Genomic DNA, 17,117 nt, shown 5'->3' with positions numbered 1-17,117 from the left:
CACCACGTCGACGATGGAGGAACCCATGCACGTAGTGATCCTGGCCGGTGGCAAAGGCGTCCGGCTGCGGCCCTACACCACCGCGCTGCCCAAGCCCCTGGTGCCGATCGGTGACCAGCACGCGATCCTGGAGATCGTGCTGCGGCAGCTCGCCAACGCCGGTTTCACCAGCTGCACCCTCGCGATCGGCCACCTGGGAGAGATCATCCGCGCCTACGTCGGCGACGGCTCCCAGTGGGGCCTGGACATCGACTACGCGACCGAGGAGAGCCCGCTCGGTACGATGGGGCCCCTGCTCACGATGCGCGAGAGACTTCCGGAGTCGTTCCTCGTGATGAACGGTGACGTCCTCACCGATCTCGACTACGCCGACGTCCTGCGCCGGCACCGGGCGTCGGGGGCCCCGCTGACGATCGCCACGTACGCCCGCAAGGTGCACATCGACTTCGGTGTGCTGACCACCGACGAGAGCCGGGTGGTCGCGTTCACCGAGAAGCCCAGCATGGACTACCGCGTCTCCATGGGCGTCTACGGTCTCTCGCGGGCGACCCTGGACTCCTACACCCCGGGCCTCCCGCTGGGCTTCGACGAGCTCGTGCTCGACCTGCTGAAGACTCAGGATCCGCCGCACGCCTACGACTTCGAGGGGTACTGGCTGGACATAGGACGCCCGGACGACTACGACCAGGCGAACGCGGAGTTCACCAGCCGCAAGTCGCTGCTGCTCAAGGGAGCCTGACCTCACCATGCGTGTTCTCGTCCTCGGCCACACCGGCTACCTCGGCGGCCATGTCGCCGGGTCGCCGGCCCTTCCGCCGGACACGGTGCTCCTCCGCTCGGGCCGCTCGTCCGGCGCGGAGCTCCGCGTCGACCTGGCCCGCGTCGGCGTCGACGCGCTGGCGGGGATCCTGGAGTCGGCGGCACCCGACGCGGTGATCAACTGCGCGGGCGCCGTCGGCGGTGACGCGGTGGAGCTGGCCGAGGTCAACGCCCGGGGACCCGCCGTGCTGTGCGCCGCGTTGCGGCGGGCGGCACCGGGCGCGCGGCTCGTCCACCTCGGATCGGCCGCGGAGTACGGGCCTGGCGCCGAGGGCGTCCGCGTCACGGAGTCGGCGGCGGCCCGGCCGGTCTCCCCGTACGGCGCGACCAAGCTGGCCGGGACGGTGGCGGTGGCCTCGTCCGGGCTGGACGCGGTGGTACTGCGCGTGGGCAATCCGGTGGGCCCGGGCGCCCCGTCCGCCGGGCTGCCGGGACGGGTGGCCGGACTGCTGCGCACGGCGGGCCGGGACCCGGCCGCGGTGCTCCGGCTCGGCGACCTGTCGGCGTACCGCGATTTCGTGGACGTACGCGACGTGGCCCGGGCGGCGGTCCTCGCGGCCACCGTGCCGGGTCCGTTGCCCGGCGTCCTGAACATCGGCGGGGGCCGGGCCGTTCCGGTGCGGGAGCTCGTGGCCTCGCTGGTGCGGGCCGCCGGGTTCCGGGGGCGGGTCGAGGAGGCGGCGCACGAGGGCGGCTCCGCCCGGTCCGCGGGGGTGTCGTGGCAGTGCTCCGACAGCGCGGCGGCCGGCGCGGCCCTGGGGTGGCGGCCGTCGTACTCGCTGGACGACTCGGCGGCCGCGCTGTGGGCGGCTCGCGCCGGCGCCGGGACGGCTCGTCCGAAGCCGCTGCCCGCGCCGTCGGAAGGGGTGCGGGCTCCGTGAACTTCCTGGTTCCCCTCTACGTCCATCCGGCCGAGGACCCCGGTGCCTGGCACCGGCTGATCGCGGCCGCGGACCGGATCTACGGGGTGGTGCTGAACCCCGCGAGCGGCCCGGGGCCGGCCCCCGACCCGGCCTTCGTCTCCGCCGCCGGTGCCCTGCGTGCGGCCGGGGTCCACGTCTTCGGCTACGTGGACACCGACTACGGTGAGCGCCCGCCTCTGGACATCGCCCAGGAGGCCGCACGGCACCGGGACTGGTACGGCACGGACGGCTGCTTCCTCGACCGGTCCCCCTCGGGCCCGGCCGAACTGCCCGCCTGCCGAAGGCTGGTGCGGCAGATCAGACGATCGGGAGTCCCACTGGTGGCACTGAATCCAGGCGTCCATCCGGCCCCGGGGTACCTCCGCACCGCCGACCTCGTCGTGACGTTCGAGGGGCACTGGTCGACCTATGTGTCGGCGTTCAGCCGACCCCGGTGGGCCGCCCGGCAGCCGGCCGGGCGGCTCTGCCACCTGGTCTACGGGGTACCGCCCGCGCTGATCCCGCTGGCCGTCCGCACGGCCCGGGAGCGGGGTGCGGGGGTGTCGGGGCCGGTCACCGGTGAACTGCCGAACCCCTGGTCCGAGTTGACGCCGGCACTGAGCGGGTCGGCGTGACGGCCGGGGCGCGCCCGGGCCGGGCGTACACACTGCTGGCCGCCGCTCTCGTGGCGGCGGCCCTGTCCGGGTGCTCGGCCGGGGACGGCGCGGGGCGGAAGGAGGCGGCCGGCAGCCCGGCGGCCCCGCCGTCCGCGCGTCCGGGCCCCGGGGCCCCGCAGGACGGCGGCGGGGACACGGGGGACGGCGGCGAAGGCGGCCCGGCGAGCGGTGCTGCCACCACCGTTCCGGCCACCACCCCGGGCGGCACGCCCGGGGGCCGCTCCCCCCGCCCCTCCCCGCCGGACCGGTGGCGCCCCCGGCCGGGCCTGGCCTGGCAGTGGCAGCTGGACGGCAAGGTCGACCCCTCGGTGGACGTGCCGGTCTACGACATCGACGGCTTCGAGAACTCCGCCGCGGACGTCTCCCGCCTCCACGCCGACGGGCGCAAGGTGATCTGCTACCTCAACGCGGGTGCCTGGGAGGACTTCCGGCCGGACCAGGGCTCCTTCCCCCGGTCCGTGCTGGGCGAGGCCAACGGCTGGGACGGCGAACGCTGGCTCGACATCCGCCGGTTGGACGTGCTGCGCCCCATCATGGAGCGCCGGGTGGAGATGTGCCGCGCCAAGGGCTTCGACGCGGTGGAACCGGATCTGCTGGAGGGGTACGCCAACAGGACCGGTTTCCCGCTCACCGGGGCCGACCAACTGGCGTACAACAGGATGTTCGCGGAGATCACCCGTGAACGCGGGCTGTCCGTCGGCCTGAAGAACGACCTGGCCCAGATCCCGCAGCTGGTCGGGGACTTCGACTTCGCCGTGAACGAGGAGTGCGCCCAGTACGACGAGTGCGAGCGGCTCAAGCCCTTCGTGGCGGCGGGCAAGGCGGTCTTCCACGTCGAGTACGAGGAACGCACCGAGGACTTCTGCGCCGAGTCCCGTGCGCTGCGCCTGTCCTCGATGCGCAAGCGTCTCGACCTGGACGTGTGGCGCGACCCCTGCTGAGGGTTCTGCCAGGGAGGGGGCTCTCGGCGCTCAGAACGTCACGGCGATGCCCGTGTGGGGCCGCTTGCCGAGGCGTACGACCATGGCGGGCACGTCCACCAGCCAGAACTTCCAGCGGTACTTGCGGGCCAGCACCCTGCGTACCGCCGCCGTCCCCGCCGCGTCGAGCAGCCGCGCCGTTCCCCCGGCGCTCGGCGCGTCCTCGGCGGTCCGGCCGCGTACGTCGCAGACGGTGACCCGGACCCGGCTGTCGTTGCGCAGGCGCTTGACCTTCCAGGAGTCGGAGCGGGTCCAGATGTACAGCACGCCACCGTCGGCGGCGGCCCAGACGGGCGTGGCGACGGGAGTGCCGTCCTTCCGGTAGGTGGTCAGGCTGACGTACTCGCTGCGGGCGAAGTCCTGGAGGCTCACAGGCGCCGACCCTACCCGTACTACGCGGTGAGCGGCAGAGCCTCCGGCGACGGCTCCTCCGGCTCCAGGGCGCACCGGGCGAGCACCTCGTCCAGGGACAGCCCGAGGGCGCCCGCCAGTGCGGCGACGGTGAAGAAGGCAGGGGTCGGGGCACGGCCGGTCTCGATCTTGCGCAGCGTCTCCGGGGAGATGCCGGCGCTCGCGGCGACCGCGACCATGCTGCGCGGGCCGCGCGCCCGGCGCAGCAGTTCGCCGAGCCGTTCGCCGCGGGCGCGTTCTTCCGGGGTCAGGGGTGTCCGTACCATGCCGTCATTGTAATACCGCTCAGGCCGGTATAGTAATTGGCTCGGTCCGACTCGATGCCGATGGGTCCGCCCAAGCCGTGCACGAGCCCGGCCGTCGGAGGAGAAAGCACACCGGGGCCGGTACGGACAGCGGCTCACCGTGTCCGTACCGGCCCCGGGGGGCACCGTGGGCGCCGGCCGGTCAGTGCCGCCCGTCCGGCCGCACCACCATCGCCGAGCCGCCGCCCCGCCGTTCGGTCTCCGCGGCCGCGAGCCAGCGCCCGTCCGGCAGGCGCTGCACCCCGGTCGCCGCCCCGATCTCCGGGTTCTGTTTGAAGACGTGGCCCAGTGCCTCCAGTCGCCCGCGCGCCGGGCTGTTCCAGAGGGCCGGTTCGATCTCGGTGGCCGCCGCGTTGCGCTGGCTGGCGCGCGGCGCGGCGATCGCGTCGACCAGCGGCAGACCGCGGTCCAGGTGTCCGGTCAGCGATTGCAGCACCGTGGTGATGATGGTCGCGCCGCCCGGGGATCCCAGGGCCAGGACCGGCTTCCCGTGCTCCAGCACGATGGTCGGCGAGATGGACGAACGGGGGCGCTTGCCCGGTCCGGGCAGGTTCGGGTCGTGGACCGCCGGGTCGGCCGGGGCGAAGGAGAAGTCGGTCAGCTCGTTGTTGAGCAGGAAGCCGCGTCCCGGCACGGTGATGCCGCTGCCGCCCGTCTGCTCGATGGTCAGCGTGTAGGCGACGACGTTGCCCCACTTGTCGGCGGTCGTCAGGTGCGTCGTGTTCTCCCCCTCGTACGTCGTCGGCGCGGCCGTGCCGCCGGTGGCGCAGCGGGTGGGGTGGCGCGGGTCGCCGGGGGCGAGCGGGCTGGTGAGGACGGCGTCGTCCTTGATCAGGCAGGCGCGGGAGTCCGCGAAGCGCTGCCCGAGCAGTTCACGGGTCGGCACGTCCTCGAACTTCGGGTCGCCGACCCAGCGGCCCCGGTCGGCGAACGCGATCCGGCTCGCCTCGATGAGGCGGTGCAGGTACTGCGTCTCGTCCGCCGTCGAGAGGTCCGTGGTCTCCAGGATGTTGAGCGCCTCCCCCACGCTCGTCCCGCCGGAGGAGGAGGGCGCCATGCCGTAGACGTCGAGGCCGCGGTAGCCGACGCGGGTCGGGGCCTGGCGCAGCGCGCGGTAGGACTTCAGGTCCTTGGCCGTGAGGTCGCCCGGCCGCACCACCCGGGTGGACCGCTTGTCGACGGGGGGCTTGCGGACCGTCCTGACGATGTCCTGGGCCAGCTCGCCCCGGTACAGCTCGTCGATGCCCTTGCGGCCCAGCGTCTCGTAGGTGCGCGCGAGATCGGGGTTCCTGAGGACGGAGCCGACCGCGGGCGGCCTGCCGCCGGGAAGGAACAGGGCTGCGGTGGCGGGGAAGTCGGCGAAACGTTTCTGGTTGTCGGCGGTCTGCGAGCGGAAGGTCTCGTCCACCACGAAGCCGTCGCGGGCGAGGCGTTCGGCCGGCTCCAGCACCTGCCGCAGCGGTTTGCTGCCCCAGGTGTCGAGCGCCTTCTGCCAGGTGGCCGGGGTGCCGGGGGTGCCGACGGCGAGGCCGCTGGTGACGGCGTCGTCGAACGGGATCGGCTTCCCGTTCTCCAGGAAGAGCGAGGAGTCGGCGCTGCGCGGCGCGGTCTCCCGGCCGTCGATCGTCTCGACGCGGTGGGTCCGGGCGTCGTAGTGGACGAGATAGCCTCCGCCGCCGACGCCCGCCGAGTAGGGCTCGGTGACGCCGAGCGCCGCCGCGGTGGCGACGGCCGCGTCGACGGCGTTGCCGCCCTTGCGGAGCACCTCGATGCCGGCCGCCGACGCGTCCGCGTCGACGCTCGACACGGCTCCCCCGTATCCCACCGCCACCGGCGACTTGGGGACGGGCGCGGCCGGCCCGGCTGCCGCGGGTCCGGCTGCTCCGAGGGAGCCGACGACGGCGATCACGCTCAAGAACGACACATTCCGGCCTGCGGAACGGCGCATCCGTACCTCCAGTGAAGAATCGTCCGCGCAGGGTAACGCCGTCGCACCCGGATCGTCAGGACCGCCTCGGACACGCGTCCTTCGACGCCCGCCGGACTGTGCGGCCGTCGTCGTCCCGGGGTGCCGGCCCGCGCGCCCCTCGGTCAGGCGGTGGCCGCCGGTACGGCCGCGCAGTCGGCGATCAGGCGGAGGATCTCCCGCTGGTGCGCGGTCAGGTAGAAGTGGCCGCCCCGGAAGACGCGGAGGGCGAAGGCCCCTTCCGTGTGGTGCGACCAGGCCCGGGCCTCCTCGACGGTGACCTTGGGGTCGTCGTCGCCCACGAGGCTCCACACCGGGCAGCGCAGCGCGGGGCCCGGCTCGTACACGTAGGTCTCGGCGGCGCGGTAGTCGGCGCGGATCGCCGGCAGGGCCATGCGGATCACCTCCGGGTCCTCCAGGACGGCCGTGTCCGTACCGCTCAGCAGCCTGATCTCCTCGATGAGGCCGTCGTCGTCGCGCAGGTGGACCGTCTCCGTGCGGGACGCGGAGGGGGCCCGGCGCCCGGAGGCGAACAGGGCGTGCGGCACGACGCCGTGGTCGCGCTCCAGCCGGCGCGCCACCTCGAAGCCGAGGGTCGCGCCCATGCTGTGCCCGAACAGGACGAGAGGGCGGTCCGTCCACTGCAGGAGCACGGAGGTCACCTGGTCGGCCAGTTCGGCGATCGTGGCCACACAGGGCTCGGCCCGCCGGTCCTGACGCCCCGGGTACTGCACGGCGAGTACGTCCGTGCCGGCGGGCAGGCCCGCCGACACCGGCCGGTAGAAGCTCGCCGATCCGCCCGCGTGCGGCAGACACACCACCCTGACCGCAGCGTCCGGGCGGGGGTGGTAGCGGCGTATCCACAGGCGGTTGAGCTCGGCCGACGTGGTCATGGGGTGCGGGTTCCCTTCGTGGCGGCGGCACGGACCTGCCGCACCGGGCGTGCCCGAGCAGTCTCACCGGCCGGGGCGGTCGGGCCACACCCCTACCGCCCCCAGGCTCTCAGGCGTTGAGGTAGGCCAGGACCGCGAGGACGCGGCGGTTGCTGTCGGTGGACGGGGGGAGCATCAGCTTGGAGAAGATGCTCGAGATGTGCTTGGCGGCCGCGCCCTCGGTGACGGTCAGCCGTTGGGCGATGGCGTTGTTGGAGCATCCCTCCGCCATCAGCTCCAGCACCTCGCGCTCCCGGGCGGTGAGCGCGGACAGCGGCTCGTCGCGGGAGTGGGAGGTCATCAGCTGGGCCACCACGGCGGGGTCCATGGCGGTGCCGCCGCCCGCGACCCGGCGGACGGCGTCGATGAACTGCCCGTCGTCGAGGACGCTGTCCTTGAGCAGGTAGCCGATGCCGCCGGTGCCGTCGGCCAAGAGCTCGCGGGCGTACATCTGCTCGACGTGCTGGGACAGGACGAGGATCGGCAGACCGGGCTGCTCGCGGCGGGCGAGCAGGGCCGCCTGGAGGCCCTCGGTGGTGAACGTCGGGGGTAAGCGGACGTCCACCACGGCGACGTCCGGGCGGTGTTCGGCGATGGCCGCCCCCAGGTCCGTCCCGTTGTCGACGGCGGCGACCACCTCGCAGTCGTAGGCCTCCAGCAGCTGGATGATTCCCTGCCTCAGGAGGAAGAGGTCTTCGGCGAGGACAACGCGCACGGCAACTCCATTTTCACGACGGTCGGACCGCCCGGGGGACTGTTGATCTCCAGGACGCCGTCAAAGGATGCCAGCCGCCGCCGGATGCCCTCCAGGCCGCTCCCGGCCGACATCTCGGCGCCTCCTCGGCCGTCGTCGGTGACCTGCCCGCGCAGTGCGCCGTCCGCGTACCGCAGAACGACCTCGACCTGTCGGGCGTCGGCGTGCTTGAGCGCGTTGGTCAGCAGCTCCGACACCGAGAAGTAGACGGCGGACTCCACCGGGTCGGGCAGCTTCCCCGGCAGGTCCGCCGTGACCGTGACGGGCAGTGGACTGGCCAGCCCCAACGCCCTTACGGCATCGGCGAGTCCGCGCTCGGCGAGCACCGGCGGGTGGATGCCCCGGACCAGGCCGCGCAGCTCGCGCAGGGCCTGGACGGAGGAGCTGCGCGCGTCGTGCAGCAGGCGGCGGGCCTCCTCGGCGTCCCGGTCCAGCTGGCGGTCGACGGCTCCGAGGGTGAGGCCGAGACTGACCAGCCGGGCCTGGGCGCCGTCGTGCAGATCGCGTTCGATGCGGCGCAGTTCGGCGGCCTGGATGTCGAGCGCGCCGGAGCGCGTCTCCGCCAGGTGCCGCACCCGGGACGCCAGGCGGGCCCGCTGGGTCGGGCCCAGCAGGAACAGGACGAAGTAGGCGTACCCCTTCAGCAGCCAGGGGCACAGGAGGAGCCAGCCGGCGAACACGGCGCATGCCGCCAGGCCGGCGGCGAGGGCGGCGGGCCAGCTGTCGACAGTGATGAACGCGTACCAGCGCCCCACTCCGTCCGCGGCGACGGGCCGCCACAGCCCGCAGGCCAGCGCCAGCCCCTCCCCCGCGTAGTACAGCAGCGCGGCCGGGGCGCAGCCGAGCAGCAGGCCGACGACGCTGTTGAGGAGCAGCCACAGCAGGTCCCGCCAGCTCGCCGGGTCGGCCAGGATCCACTTGCAGCGGCGTACCCAGCCGACGATGTCCCGTTCGATCTCCTCCGGTTCGGGCCGGTAGGGCCGTTCCACCGGGACTCCGGAGCGGGCGGCGGCGCGCCGGTTCAGGTCGCAGACCCGGCGCACCGCGGTGGTCAGGTGGGGCAGGGCGAGGAAGCCGATCCCGATGAGGCACAGGATGGTGAAGTACGTGGTCGTGACGAACAGGACGACCGAGGCCAGGGCGCCGACGGCGATCAGCGCGCCGACCATGGTGTCACGGGCGGCCCGGCCCAGTCGCGCGCGCACGCCCTCCCAGCCGCGGGGAAGTCCGCGGGGGAGGGCGAGGGAAGGGCCGTCCCCGGACGGGGGTGCCGGGGACGGCCCGGTTCGGATACGGCTCACGCCGCGTTCACCGCGTCGACGGCGGGCGTGCGCATGCCGCGCCACGAGGGCAGGAGGGTGGCGCCGAAGACCAGCACCAGGGACCCGCCGACGACGGCGAGGTAGATCCCGGGGGATCCGGAGGGCAGGTAGGAGTCGGCCTTGACCATGCTGTAGGGCACGATGGTGGCCGCCGAGGCGATCGTGCCGAGGACGGTGGCGATGATCCCGATGAGGACACCCTCGACGGTGAGCATGCCGAGCACCTGGCGGCGCGTCGCCCCCGTCAACTGCTGGAGGCCGAACTCGGCGCGGCGCTTGCGGGTGACCGCCACGAGGGTGTTCACGACGGTGATGGCGGCGTATCCGACGATCATGGCGACGATCGTATAGTTCGCGGCGACCAGGATCTGCTGAATCTGGTTGTTCCGGCCGGCCAGTGAGTCCCCGTCGTCGAGTTCGGTGCCCGGCACGCTCGCCGCCAGCCCGGCCAGCGCCTCGCGGACCTCGGCCCCGCCGCCCGGTTCGGAGCGGGCCAGGATCTGGTGCGGGAGCCCGTCGCTCGTGTGCGGGGCCAGGGTCGCCGCGGGCAGGGTCACGTACTGCTGCTTGGGGTTGTCGGCGTAGAGGGCGACGACGGTGGGGCGTACGGCGGTGCCGTCGCCGAGGCGCAGCGGCAGCCGGTCGCCGATCCCCACGCCGTACTCCTCGGCCTTCTTGTCGGAGAGGGCGACGGTGTCGCCGTGCAGGCCGGACAGCGAGCCGGCGACGGGCCGCAGATCGAGGCTCTGCCGCACGCCCTCCGCCGACACGCCCCGGAATTCGGCGTCGGCCCGCCCGTCGGGGGCGTCCACGAATCCCCGGCTGGTGACGAACTCGGACGCGGCGGCCACACCGGGGATCGCCCGGACCCGGTCGACGACGTCGGGGGCGAAGCCGCCCGCGGTGGAGTCGAGGACGTAGTCGGCCAGGATGTTCCGGTCGTAGGAGCGCTGGGAGACGTCGTCCTCGGTGGCCTGCATGTAGAGGGTGCCGGTGGCGATGCCGATGAGCAGGACGATGGGCGCGACGGCGCCCGCCATACGGACGTTGGCCGTCTTGGCGTTGCGCAGGGCGAGCATGCCGGAGATGCCGGAGAAGGCGCGCACCGGCAGGTGCAGCAGGGCGACCATCGCCTTGGTGATACCGGGGGCGAGCAGCGCCAGGCCGATGCAGAACAGTACGGAGGCCGGTCCGGCGGTGCTGGCGAGGGTGGGGCCGTCCTCCATCACCGTGGCGGTGGCGAAGGCGAGGCCGATGCCGTTGGCGAGGAAGAACAGCGCGATCAGCAGCCGCGGCACGCTGAACCAGCGGGTGCCCACGGCGCTCTCGGCCAGGGCGGCGACCGGTTCGGTGCGGGCGGCGCGACGGCCCGCGAAGCGGGTGGCCCCGGCCGCGGCGAGCACGGTGACGACGGCGCCGACGGCCATCGGCATCCAGCCGGCGTGGTAGACGATCGCCGACGAGACGACACCGCTGGAGGTGAGCACGCGGAAGAGCAGCTTGCCGAGCAGGTACCCCGGGTACAGGGCGAGCAGGACCGACCCCACCGAGAGCACCGCCGTCTCGGTGAGGATCATGCGGCGCAGCTGTCGGGGGGTGGAGCCCACGGCCCGCAGCAGGGCCATCTCCCGGGTGCGCTGCTGGAGCGACAGCCCGAGGGTGGAGGCCACCCCGAACATCACGATCAGCACCACGGACGAGCCGAAGATGGCCGCCAGGATGACGACGGTGCGCTGGCTGGAGAGGGTGCCGGGCAGTTCCGCCAGGCCGCGCCGCTCACCGGTGAGCACCTCGGCGCGGTCGCCGACGGCGGACCGCACCGCGTCGGCGACCGCCGCCGTGTCGGCGCCGTCCTTCGGCAGGACACCGATCGAGTCGATCCGGCCGCCGGCGAGGGTGCGGGCCTGCTCGTCGCTGAAGAACACGGCGGCGTCGGCGTCGTCGCCGCCGCGCGGGCCGGTGACACCGCTGACGGTGAACCGCCGGGTCTCGCCGCCGACGAGGACGTCGACGGCGGAGCCCGGGCGGACACCGGCGCGCTCGGCGAGCCCGGCGTCGAGGACGACCTCGCCACCGGCGGCGGGGGATCCACCGGCGGCGAGGGTATAGGGGGCGAGCCGGGCACTGGCCCAGCCGTGGCCGTAGGAGGCGTCCTCACCGGTCAGCGCCTTGCCGTCCTTGAGGACGGTGGCGGGGAAGGACACGTCGCCGACGGCCTCGCCGACGCCGTCCGCCCGGGCCACCTCACCGACCAGTGCCGGGTCGATGCGGTGACGCTCCGTCAGGGCGGCTCCGTCGTAGGTCTGTTCACCGGTGACGACGACCGGGGCGCCGTCGAGCCGCAGCGGGTCGGCGGCCATCCGGACGCCGGTCTCCATCAGTCCGCCGCAGCCGATGACGATCGCGGCGCCGAGGAACATGGCCAGGAAGGTCGCGACGAAGCTGGTCCGCCGGAACTTCAGGGTGCGCAGGGCGAGCCGCCACATCAGTACATCCCTCCGGACGTCATCGGGGCCGCCTGCTCACGGTTCTCGTCCTCCCAGGCGCCGAGCCGTGTCATCCGGGCCGCGACCGTGTCGGCGGTCGGCCGGTGCAGTTCGCCGGCGAAGGCGCCGTCGGCGAGGAAGACCACGCGGTCGGCGTACGAGGCGGCCACCGGGTCGTGGGTGACCATGACCAGGGTCTGGCCGGCCGTGTCGACGGACTCGCGCAGCAGCGAGAGCACGGCCCCCGCGGTGCGGGTGTCCAGGGCTCCGGTGGGCTCGTCGGCGAAGACCACGGCGGGCCGGGTGACCAGGGCGCGGGCGATGGCGACGCGCTGCTGCTGGCCGCCGGACAGCTCGGACGGCAGGTGGCCGAGGCGTTCGGCCAGGCCGACGCGCTGCACGACGGTGCGGATCAGGTTCTTGTCCGGCCGCTTTCCCGCCAGTTGCAGCGGAAGGGTGATGTTCTGCATCACCGTCAGGGCGGGCAGCAGGTTGAACGACTGGAAGATGAAGCCGATCCGGTCGCGGCGGAGCATGGTCAGCTGGGTGTCGTCCAGGCCGGCGAGGTCGGTGCCGCCGACGGTGACGGTCCCGGAGGTGGGCCGGACCAGGCCCGCGGCGCAGTGCAGGAAGGTGCTCTTGCCGGAACCCGACGGTCCCATCACCGCGGTGAAGGTGGCGTCGGCGAAGCTCATGGAGAGTTCCCGGAGCGCGGCCACCTGGCTGTCCGCTCGCCCATAGATCTTCGACACGGTGTCCAGCCGTACCGCCTCCGCCCGGCGAAGGTCATGTGATGTGTGCATCGGGCTCCCCAATGAGATGTCGCGCTTCCCACGCGGTGTCTGCGGATCAGATTAGGAGGAGCGGGGCCGCCGCACATTGGCCTTATTCCGCCGATTCGAGGTAGAGGTTTCTCTACCTCCCCCTCACATGTTCATGGAGTCGTGCGGCGTTTTATGCCGTCGGGCTTTTCCCCGCACCACGCGGAGGAGCGAAGCACGGGGGTCGAACAACGGACCGACGGACGAGCACAGGTCGGAAATAGCTCTCGGTGCGGCTTATTTCTTCACAAGCATTACCGACGCCCTGTCAAGGGGGTGAAAATGCCCCTAGGACAGTGCATCCGGCGGCACCTTGTCCGAATCTTTTACCCCGCCGTCGAAGTACGGTCACTGCCAGTGCCACAGTGTGGGCGAACGGGTAACGTCGACGTATCCGAAACCGTCGAGGGATGGGATTCTCTGTGTCCAGGACAGCCGGCTTCCCCACGGCCGAGAGGTATGACGGCATCGCACACGTGAGGTCGGTGCGGCATGGGGCGTGACCACGGGCTGATCGCCAGCGTGCAGCCCGACGGGTACCTGGAACTTCTCGTACCGCTCACCGGAAAACGGCACAGATGCGGTCCACGGGGTACGACGATGTGGCTGGCACTCCAGCGCAGTGATTGGCAGACGGAAGCAGCGGCGGAAGAAATCGCCGTGCGATTAGGTGTGGATCCGGACAGTATTCGATGTGATATCGAGGCCTGGATGTCGCATTTCCGTGAGGCCGGTGAGTGACGGAGCCGCGGGATGCGGCGGCCTTGTGGCCACCGCGTCCCGCGGCGGGTTCGGCGGCCGGTCCGCGCTCCGCGACCGCCGGTCTTCCTCCGGTGTTCCCGGCCTCGGAGCCCGTCGGGTGGCCCGCGACCGGAAGGCCACCCGGCAGGCTCTCAGGGGGCCGCGACGCCGGACAGCCACTTCTCCACCGCTCCGGCGGTGGACTCGGCCCGGTCCTCCATGATCGTGAAGTGCGTGCCGGGCACCTCGGCGAGTTCGTGGGTGCCCTCCCAGCGGGCCTGCCAGCCGTCGAGGCCGGGCGCGAACGGGTCCTCGGGCCGGACGAACAGCACCGGAGCGGTCAGCGCGCCCGGCAGGCAGTCCGGGATCAGGTCGCTGTAGCGGCTCATCGCGGCGAGCCGGGCGGTGCCGAAGCCGCCCACGGACGCTTCGCGGTCCAGCATGCCGTTGAACATCTCCCGCCGGAGCTGTTCGGTGCCGTCGTCGGCGAGCAGATACGTGTCCAGCAGGACCACGCCGGACGCCGGGCGGCCGGCCTTCTCCATCGCCTCGGCCGCCGCGTGGGCGAACTGCCCGCCGGAGGAGTAGCCGAGCAGCACGTAGGGCCGTCCGTCCGCGCAGGCCCGCCGGATGCCTTCGACGACGACCTCCACGACCGCAGCGACGGAGCGCGGCAGCGGCTCCCCCGGTACGAAGCCGGGCACGTCGGGTACGAGGACGTCGCGCCGGCCATGGAAGTGCCGGGCGAACCGGGCGTACTGGTGGGCGCCGCCCAGTGCCATCGGGGAGGGCAGGCAGATCAGGCGGGGCCCGTCGTCCCCGGTGGCCAGCCGTACGGGGTCGCTCACGTCACCGAACTCGTCCGCCGAGGAGAAGCCCGGCAGGATGTCCGCCGCGCTGTGCAGCAGCGTCAGGGCTCGTTCCCAGTTGCCGTCGGCCGCCGCGCGCCGCACCAGTCCGCTGACCGATTCGATGTCGTCGTCGGCCGGTTCGGCGGCGCCGCCTCCGGCGAGGTGCTCGCTCAGGTGGGCGGCGAGTGCCGCGGGCGTGCGGTGGTCGAAGACGGCTCCGGCCGCGACGGTGACGCCCAGGGCGTCGCCGAGGGCTGCGCGCAGTTCGGCGGCGGAGACCGAGTCCAGGCCGATCTCCAGGAAGGCGTCCTCGGGTTCGACGGCCTGCCCTCCCTCGTGCCCGAGGATCGCGGCGGTCCGGTCCCGCACCAGCTCGGTCAGCAGGGCCTCCCGCTCGGACTCGAGGGCCGCCGCCAGCCGCTCCCGCAGTCCTCGCGCCTCCTCGGCGGGGGCGGGCCCGGTGGCCGGCCGGTCCATGGTGAGGGGGACGTCGGCGTCCAGCCAGTACCGTTCGCGCTGGAAGGCGTACGTGGGCAGCTCGGCGCGGGCGGTACCGGGGAAGAGCGCGGCCCAGTCCAGGGGCAGGCCGTCGGCGTGCAGCCGGGCGAGCCCGGACAGCAGGGCCGCCGGTTCGGCGCCGTGGCGCCGGCCGAGGGCCACGAAGGCGGCGTCGCCCTCGCCGGCGCACTCCCGTACGAGCCCGGTCAGCACGGCGTCCGGGCCGACCTCCACGTAGCGGGTGACGCCCGACGCCTCCAGGGCGGTGACGGCGTCGAAGAAGCGGACGGTGCCGCGCACGTGCCGCACCCAGTACCGCGGGTCGCGCAGCTGCTCCCCGGTGGCGGGGCGTCCGGTGAGCGCCGAGACCACCTCGACGCGGGGTTCGTGGAAGGTGAGCTGCTCGACGACCGCCTGGAAGTCGTCGAGCATGGCGTCCATCAGCGGGGAGTGGAAGGCGTGCGAGACGCTGAGCCGCTTGGTCTTCCGAAACCCCGAGGCGGCGGCGAGGACGGCCTCGCGCTCCCCGGACAGGACGACCGCCGCCGGTCCGTTGACCGCGGCCAGGCCGACCCGGTCGTCCAGCAGCGGGAGGACCTCGTCCTCACCGGCCCGTACGGCGACCATCGCACCGCCCTCGGGGAGTGCCTGCATGAGCCGGCCCCGTGCGGCGACCAGGGCGCAGGCGTCGGCCAGGTCCAGCACTCCGGCCACATGGGCGGCGGCGATCTCGCCGACGGAGTGGCCGGTCAGCACGTCGGGCCGTACCCCCCAGGACTCCAGCAGCCGGTAGAGGGCCACCTCGTAGGCGAACAGGGCGGTCTGCGCGTACCGCGTGCGGTGCACCGCTTCGGTGTCGTCGCCGCTCAGCACGCCCACCAGGTCCAGGCCGAGGCGGGCGTCGACGGCGTCGAAGGTCTCGGCGAACACCGGATAACGGGCGCGCAGTTCGAGCCCCATGCCGGGGCGCTGGGCTCCTTGGCCGGTGAACAGGAAGGCGGTGCGGCCACCGGTGCGGGCCCGGCCGGTGACGGCGGCGGCCGACGGGCGTCCGGTGGCGAGGGCGTCCAGGCCGGCCAGGAGCTGCTCCCGGTCGGCGCCGACGACGGCGGCCCGGTGGCCGAAGGCGGCGCGCCGGGTCCCCAGGGCCCGCGCGACGGCGGACATCGGCAGGGCGGGGCGGGCGTCGAGGAAGTCGCGCAGCCGCTCGGCCTGTGCGGGGAGGGCGCGCGCGGAGCGGGCGGACAGGGGCAGCAGAACGGCCGGTGCGGGGGGTTCGGCCTCGGTGTGGGAGGGGATGTCCTCGGCGGGTGCCTCCTCCAAAATCACGTGGGCGTTGGTCCCACTGATCCCGAAGGACGACACCCCCGCACGACGCACCCGCTCACCCCGCTCCCAACTCCGCTCCTCCTCCAGCAACCGCACCCGCCCCGCACCCCACTCCACCTTCCGCGACGGCTCACCCACATACAACGTCCGAGGCAACACCCCCTCCCCCAACGCCAACACCATCTTCATCACACCCGCCACACCCGCAGCCGCCTGCGTATGCCCCAGATTCGACTTCACCGACCCCAACCACAACGGCACCTCACGCTCGCCCCCGTACACAGCCAACAACGCCTGCGCCTCGATCGGATCACCCAACTCCGTCCCCGTCCCATGCGCCTCCACCACATCCACCTCAGCCGCCGACACACCCGCCGACACCAACGCCTGACCCAACACCCGCTGCTGAGACGGACCGTTCGGCGCCGTCAGACCATTCGACGCACCATCCTGATTCACCGCACTCCCCCGCACCAACGCCAACACCCGATGCCCCGCCCGCCGCGCATCCGACAACCGCTCCAACACCAGCACACCGAGTCCTTCGGAGAACCCGGTGCCGTTCGCGTCGTCGGAGAAGGACCGGCACCGGCCGTCCGGGGAGAGGGCGCCCTGGCGGCTGAACTCCACATAGGTGCCCGGCGAGGCCATGACGGTCACTCCCCCGGCCAGGGCGAGGGTGCACTCGCCCTGGCGCAGCGACTGGGCGGCCAGGTGCAGGGTGACCAGGGAGGAGGAGCAGGCGGTGTCGACGGTGAGGGCGGGGCCCTCCAGTCCCAGGGTGTAGGCGACCCGGCCGGAGACGACGCTGCCGGAGCCGAAGCTGCCGAAGTAGTCGTGGTACATGACGCCCGCGAAGACCCCGGTCCGGCTGCCGCGCAGCGACGCCGGGTCGATGCCGGCGTGCTCCAGCGCCTCCCAGGACCCCTCCAGCAGGAGCCGCTGCTGCGGGTCCGTCACCAGTGCCTCGTGCGGGGAGATGCCGAAGAACCCGGCGTCGAAGTCCCCGGCGTCGTACAGGAATCCGCCCTCGCCCGTGGAGGAGCGGCCGCTCTTGCCGGGCTCCGGGTCGTGGAGGTCCGGGTCCCAGCCGCGGTCGTCGGGGAACGGGCCGATGCCGTCGCGGCCTTCCGCGACCATGCGCCACAGGTCCTCGGGGGAACGGACTCCGCCCGGGTAACGGCACGCCATGCCCACGATCGCGATCGGTTCCCGGGCCGCGGCCGTCTGGGCGCGGTTGCGCTCCCGCAGCCGCTCGATCTCCTTCAGCGAGGCGCGCAGCGCCTCGACCATCCTGGTGTCCGGCTTCTCGGACTCGGCCAT

At 73.1% G+C, this 17,117-nt stretch carries 13 protein-coding genes; 4 read left to right on the top strand and 9 right to left on the bottom strand.

The genetic code is table 11. From position 1 onward, the window contains the following. Positions 1–25: 25 nt before the first annotated feature. From SACTE_RS27780 to SACTE_RS27765, 4 genes are read left to right on the top strand one after another with little or no spacing between them, the layout of a single operon-like run. The gene (locus SACTE_RS27780; RefSeq protein WP_014049336.1) at positions 26–739 is read left to right on the top strand and encodes a sugar phosphate nucleotidyltransferase; all 714 of its coding nucleotides are present in this window, start codon (positions 26–28) and stop codon (positions 737–739) included. A 7-nt stretch (positions 740–746) separates the two neighbouring features. Beyond that, positions 747–1,700 (top strand): NAD-dependent epimerase/dehydratase family protein, encoded by a 954-nt coding sequence (locus SACTE_RS27775; RefSeq protein WP_014049335.1) that lies wholly within the window; start codon positions 747–749, stop codon positions 1,698–1,700. After that, complete coding sequence (locus tag SACTE_RS27770; protein WP_014049334.1) at positions 1,697–2,356, top strand: spherulation-specific family 4 protein; 660 nt, start codon at positions 1,697–1,699, stop codon at positions 2,354–2,356. Before SACTE_RS27775 ends, SACTE_RS27770 begins: the two co-directional genes overlap by 4 nt. Continuing rightward, the gene (locus SACTE_RS27765; protein ID WP_014049333.1) at positions 2,353–3,339 is read left to right on the top strand and encodes an endo alpha-1,4 polygalactosaminidase; all 987 of its coding nucleotides are present in this window, start codon (positions 2,353–2,355) and stop codon (positions 3,337–3,339) included. Before SACTE_RS27770 ends, SACTE_RS27765 begins: the two co-directional genes overlap by 4 nt. Positions 3,340–3,369: 30 nt before the next feature. On the opposite strand, the gene SACTE_RS27760 is transcribed toward SACTE_RS27765, so the two are convergent. The 9 genes from SACTE_RS27760 to SACTE_RS27720 all read right to left on the bottom strand — a co-directional run bounded on the left by SACTE_RS27760 (position 3,370) and on the right by SACTE_RS27720 (position 17,117). After that, entirely contained in the window at positions 3,370–3,750 is a 381-nt protein-coding gene (locus SACTE_RS27760; protein WP_014049332.1) for a PPOX class F420-dependent oxidoreductase, read from the bottom strand. A 20-nt stretch (positions 3,751–3,770) separates the two neighbouring features. Then, positions 3,771–4,055: a helix-turn-helix transcriptional regulator gene (locus SACTE_RS27755; RefSeq protein ID WP_014049331.1), complete on the bottom strand. Its 285-nt coding sequence runs from the start codon at positions 4,053–4,055 to the stop codon at positions 3,771–3,773. Positions 4,056–4,236: 181 nt separating this feature from the next. Then, on the bottom strand, positions 4,237–6,042 hold the full coding sequence (gene ggt, locus SACTE_RS27750) for a gamma-glutamyltransferase (RefSeq protein ID WP_014049330.1): 1,806 nt from the start codon (positions 6,040–6,042) through the stop codon (positions 4,237–4,239). 143 nt (positions 6,043–6,185) lie between these two features. Beyond that, on the bottom strand, positions 6,186–6,953 hold the full coding sequence (locus SACTE_RS27745) for an alpha/beta fold hydrolase (protein ID WP_014049329.1): 768 nt from the start codon (positions 6,951–6,953) through the stop codon (positions 6,186–6,188). Positions 6,954–7,062: 109 nt separating this feature from the next. Beyond that, entirely contained in the window at positions 7,063–7,707 is a 645-nt protein-coding gene (locus SACTE_RS27740; protein ID WP_014049328.1) for a response regulator transcription factor, read from the bottom strand. Further along, positions 7,671–8,951 (bottom strand): sensor histidine kinase, encoded by a 1,281-nt coding sequence (locus SACTE_RS27735; RefSeq protein ID WP_019993051.1) that lies wholly within the window; start codon positions 8,949–8,951, stop codon positions 7,671–7,673. Before SACTE_RS27735 ends, SACTE_RS27740 begins: the two co-directional genes overlap by 37 nt. 92 nt (positions 8,952–9,043) lie before the next feature. Next, a complete protein-coding gene (locus tag SACTE_RS27730) occupies positions 9,044–11,554 on the bottom strand; it encodes an ABC transporter permease (RefSeq protein WP_014049326.1) in 2,511 nt (836 codons plus the stop codon). Further along, complete coding sequence (locus SACTE_RS27725; protein WP_014049325.1) at positions 11,554–12,357, bottom strand: ABC transporter ATP-binding protein; 804 nt, start codon at positions 12,355–12,357, stop codon at positions 11,554–11,556. The genes SACTE_RS27730 and SACTE_RS27725 overlap by 1 nt, the downstream gene beginning before the upstream one ends. 911 nt (positions 12,358–13,268) lie before the next feature. Continuing rightward, positions 13,269–17,117 carry a type I polyketide synthase gene (locus SACTE_RS27720; protein ID WP_014049323.1) on the bottom strand — a complete coding sequence of 1,283 codons (3,849 nt, stop codon included), beginning with the start codon at positions 17,115–17,117 and terminating at the stop codon, positions 13,269–13,271.

The organism is Streptomyces sp. SirexAA-E, from assembly GCF_000177195.2.
GTDB lineage: Bacteria > Actinomycetota > Actinomycetes > Streptomycetales > Streptomycetaceae > Streptomyces > Streptomyces flavovirens.
Note: the sequence above shows the minus strand (reverse complement) of the source record. Positions and strands in the feature narration are given on the sequence as shown.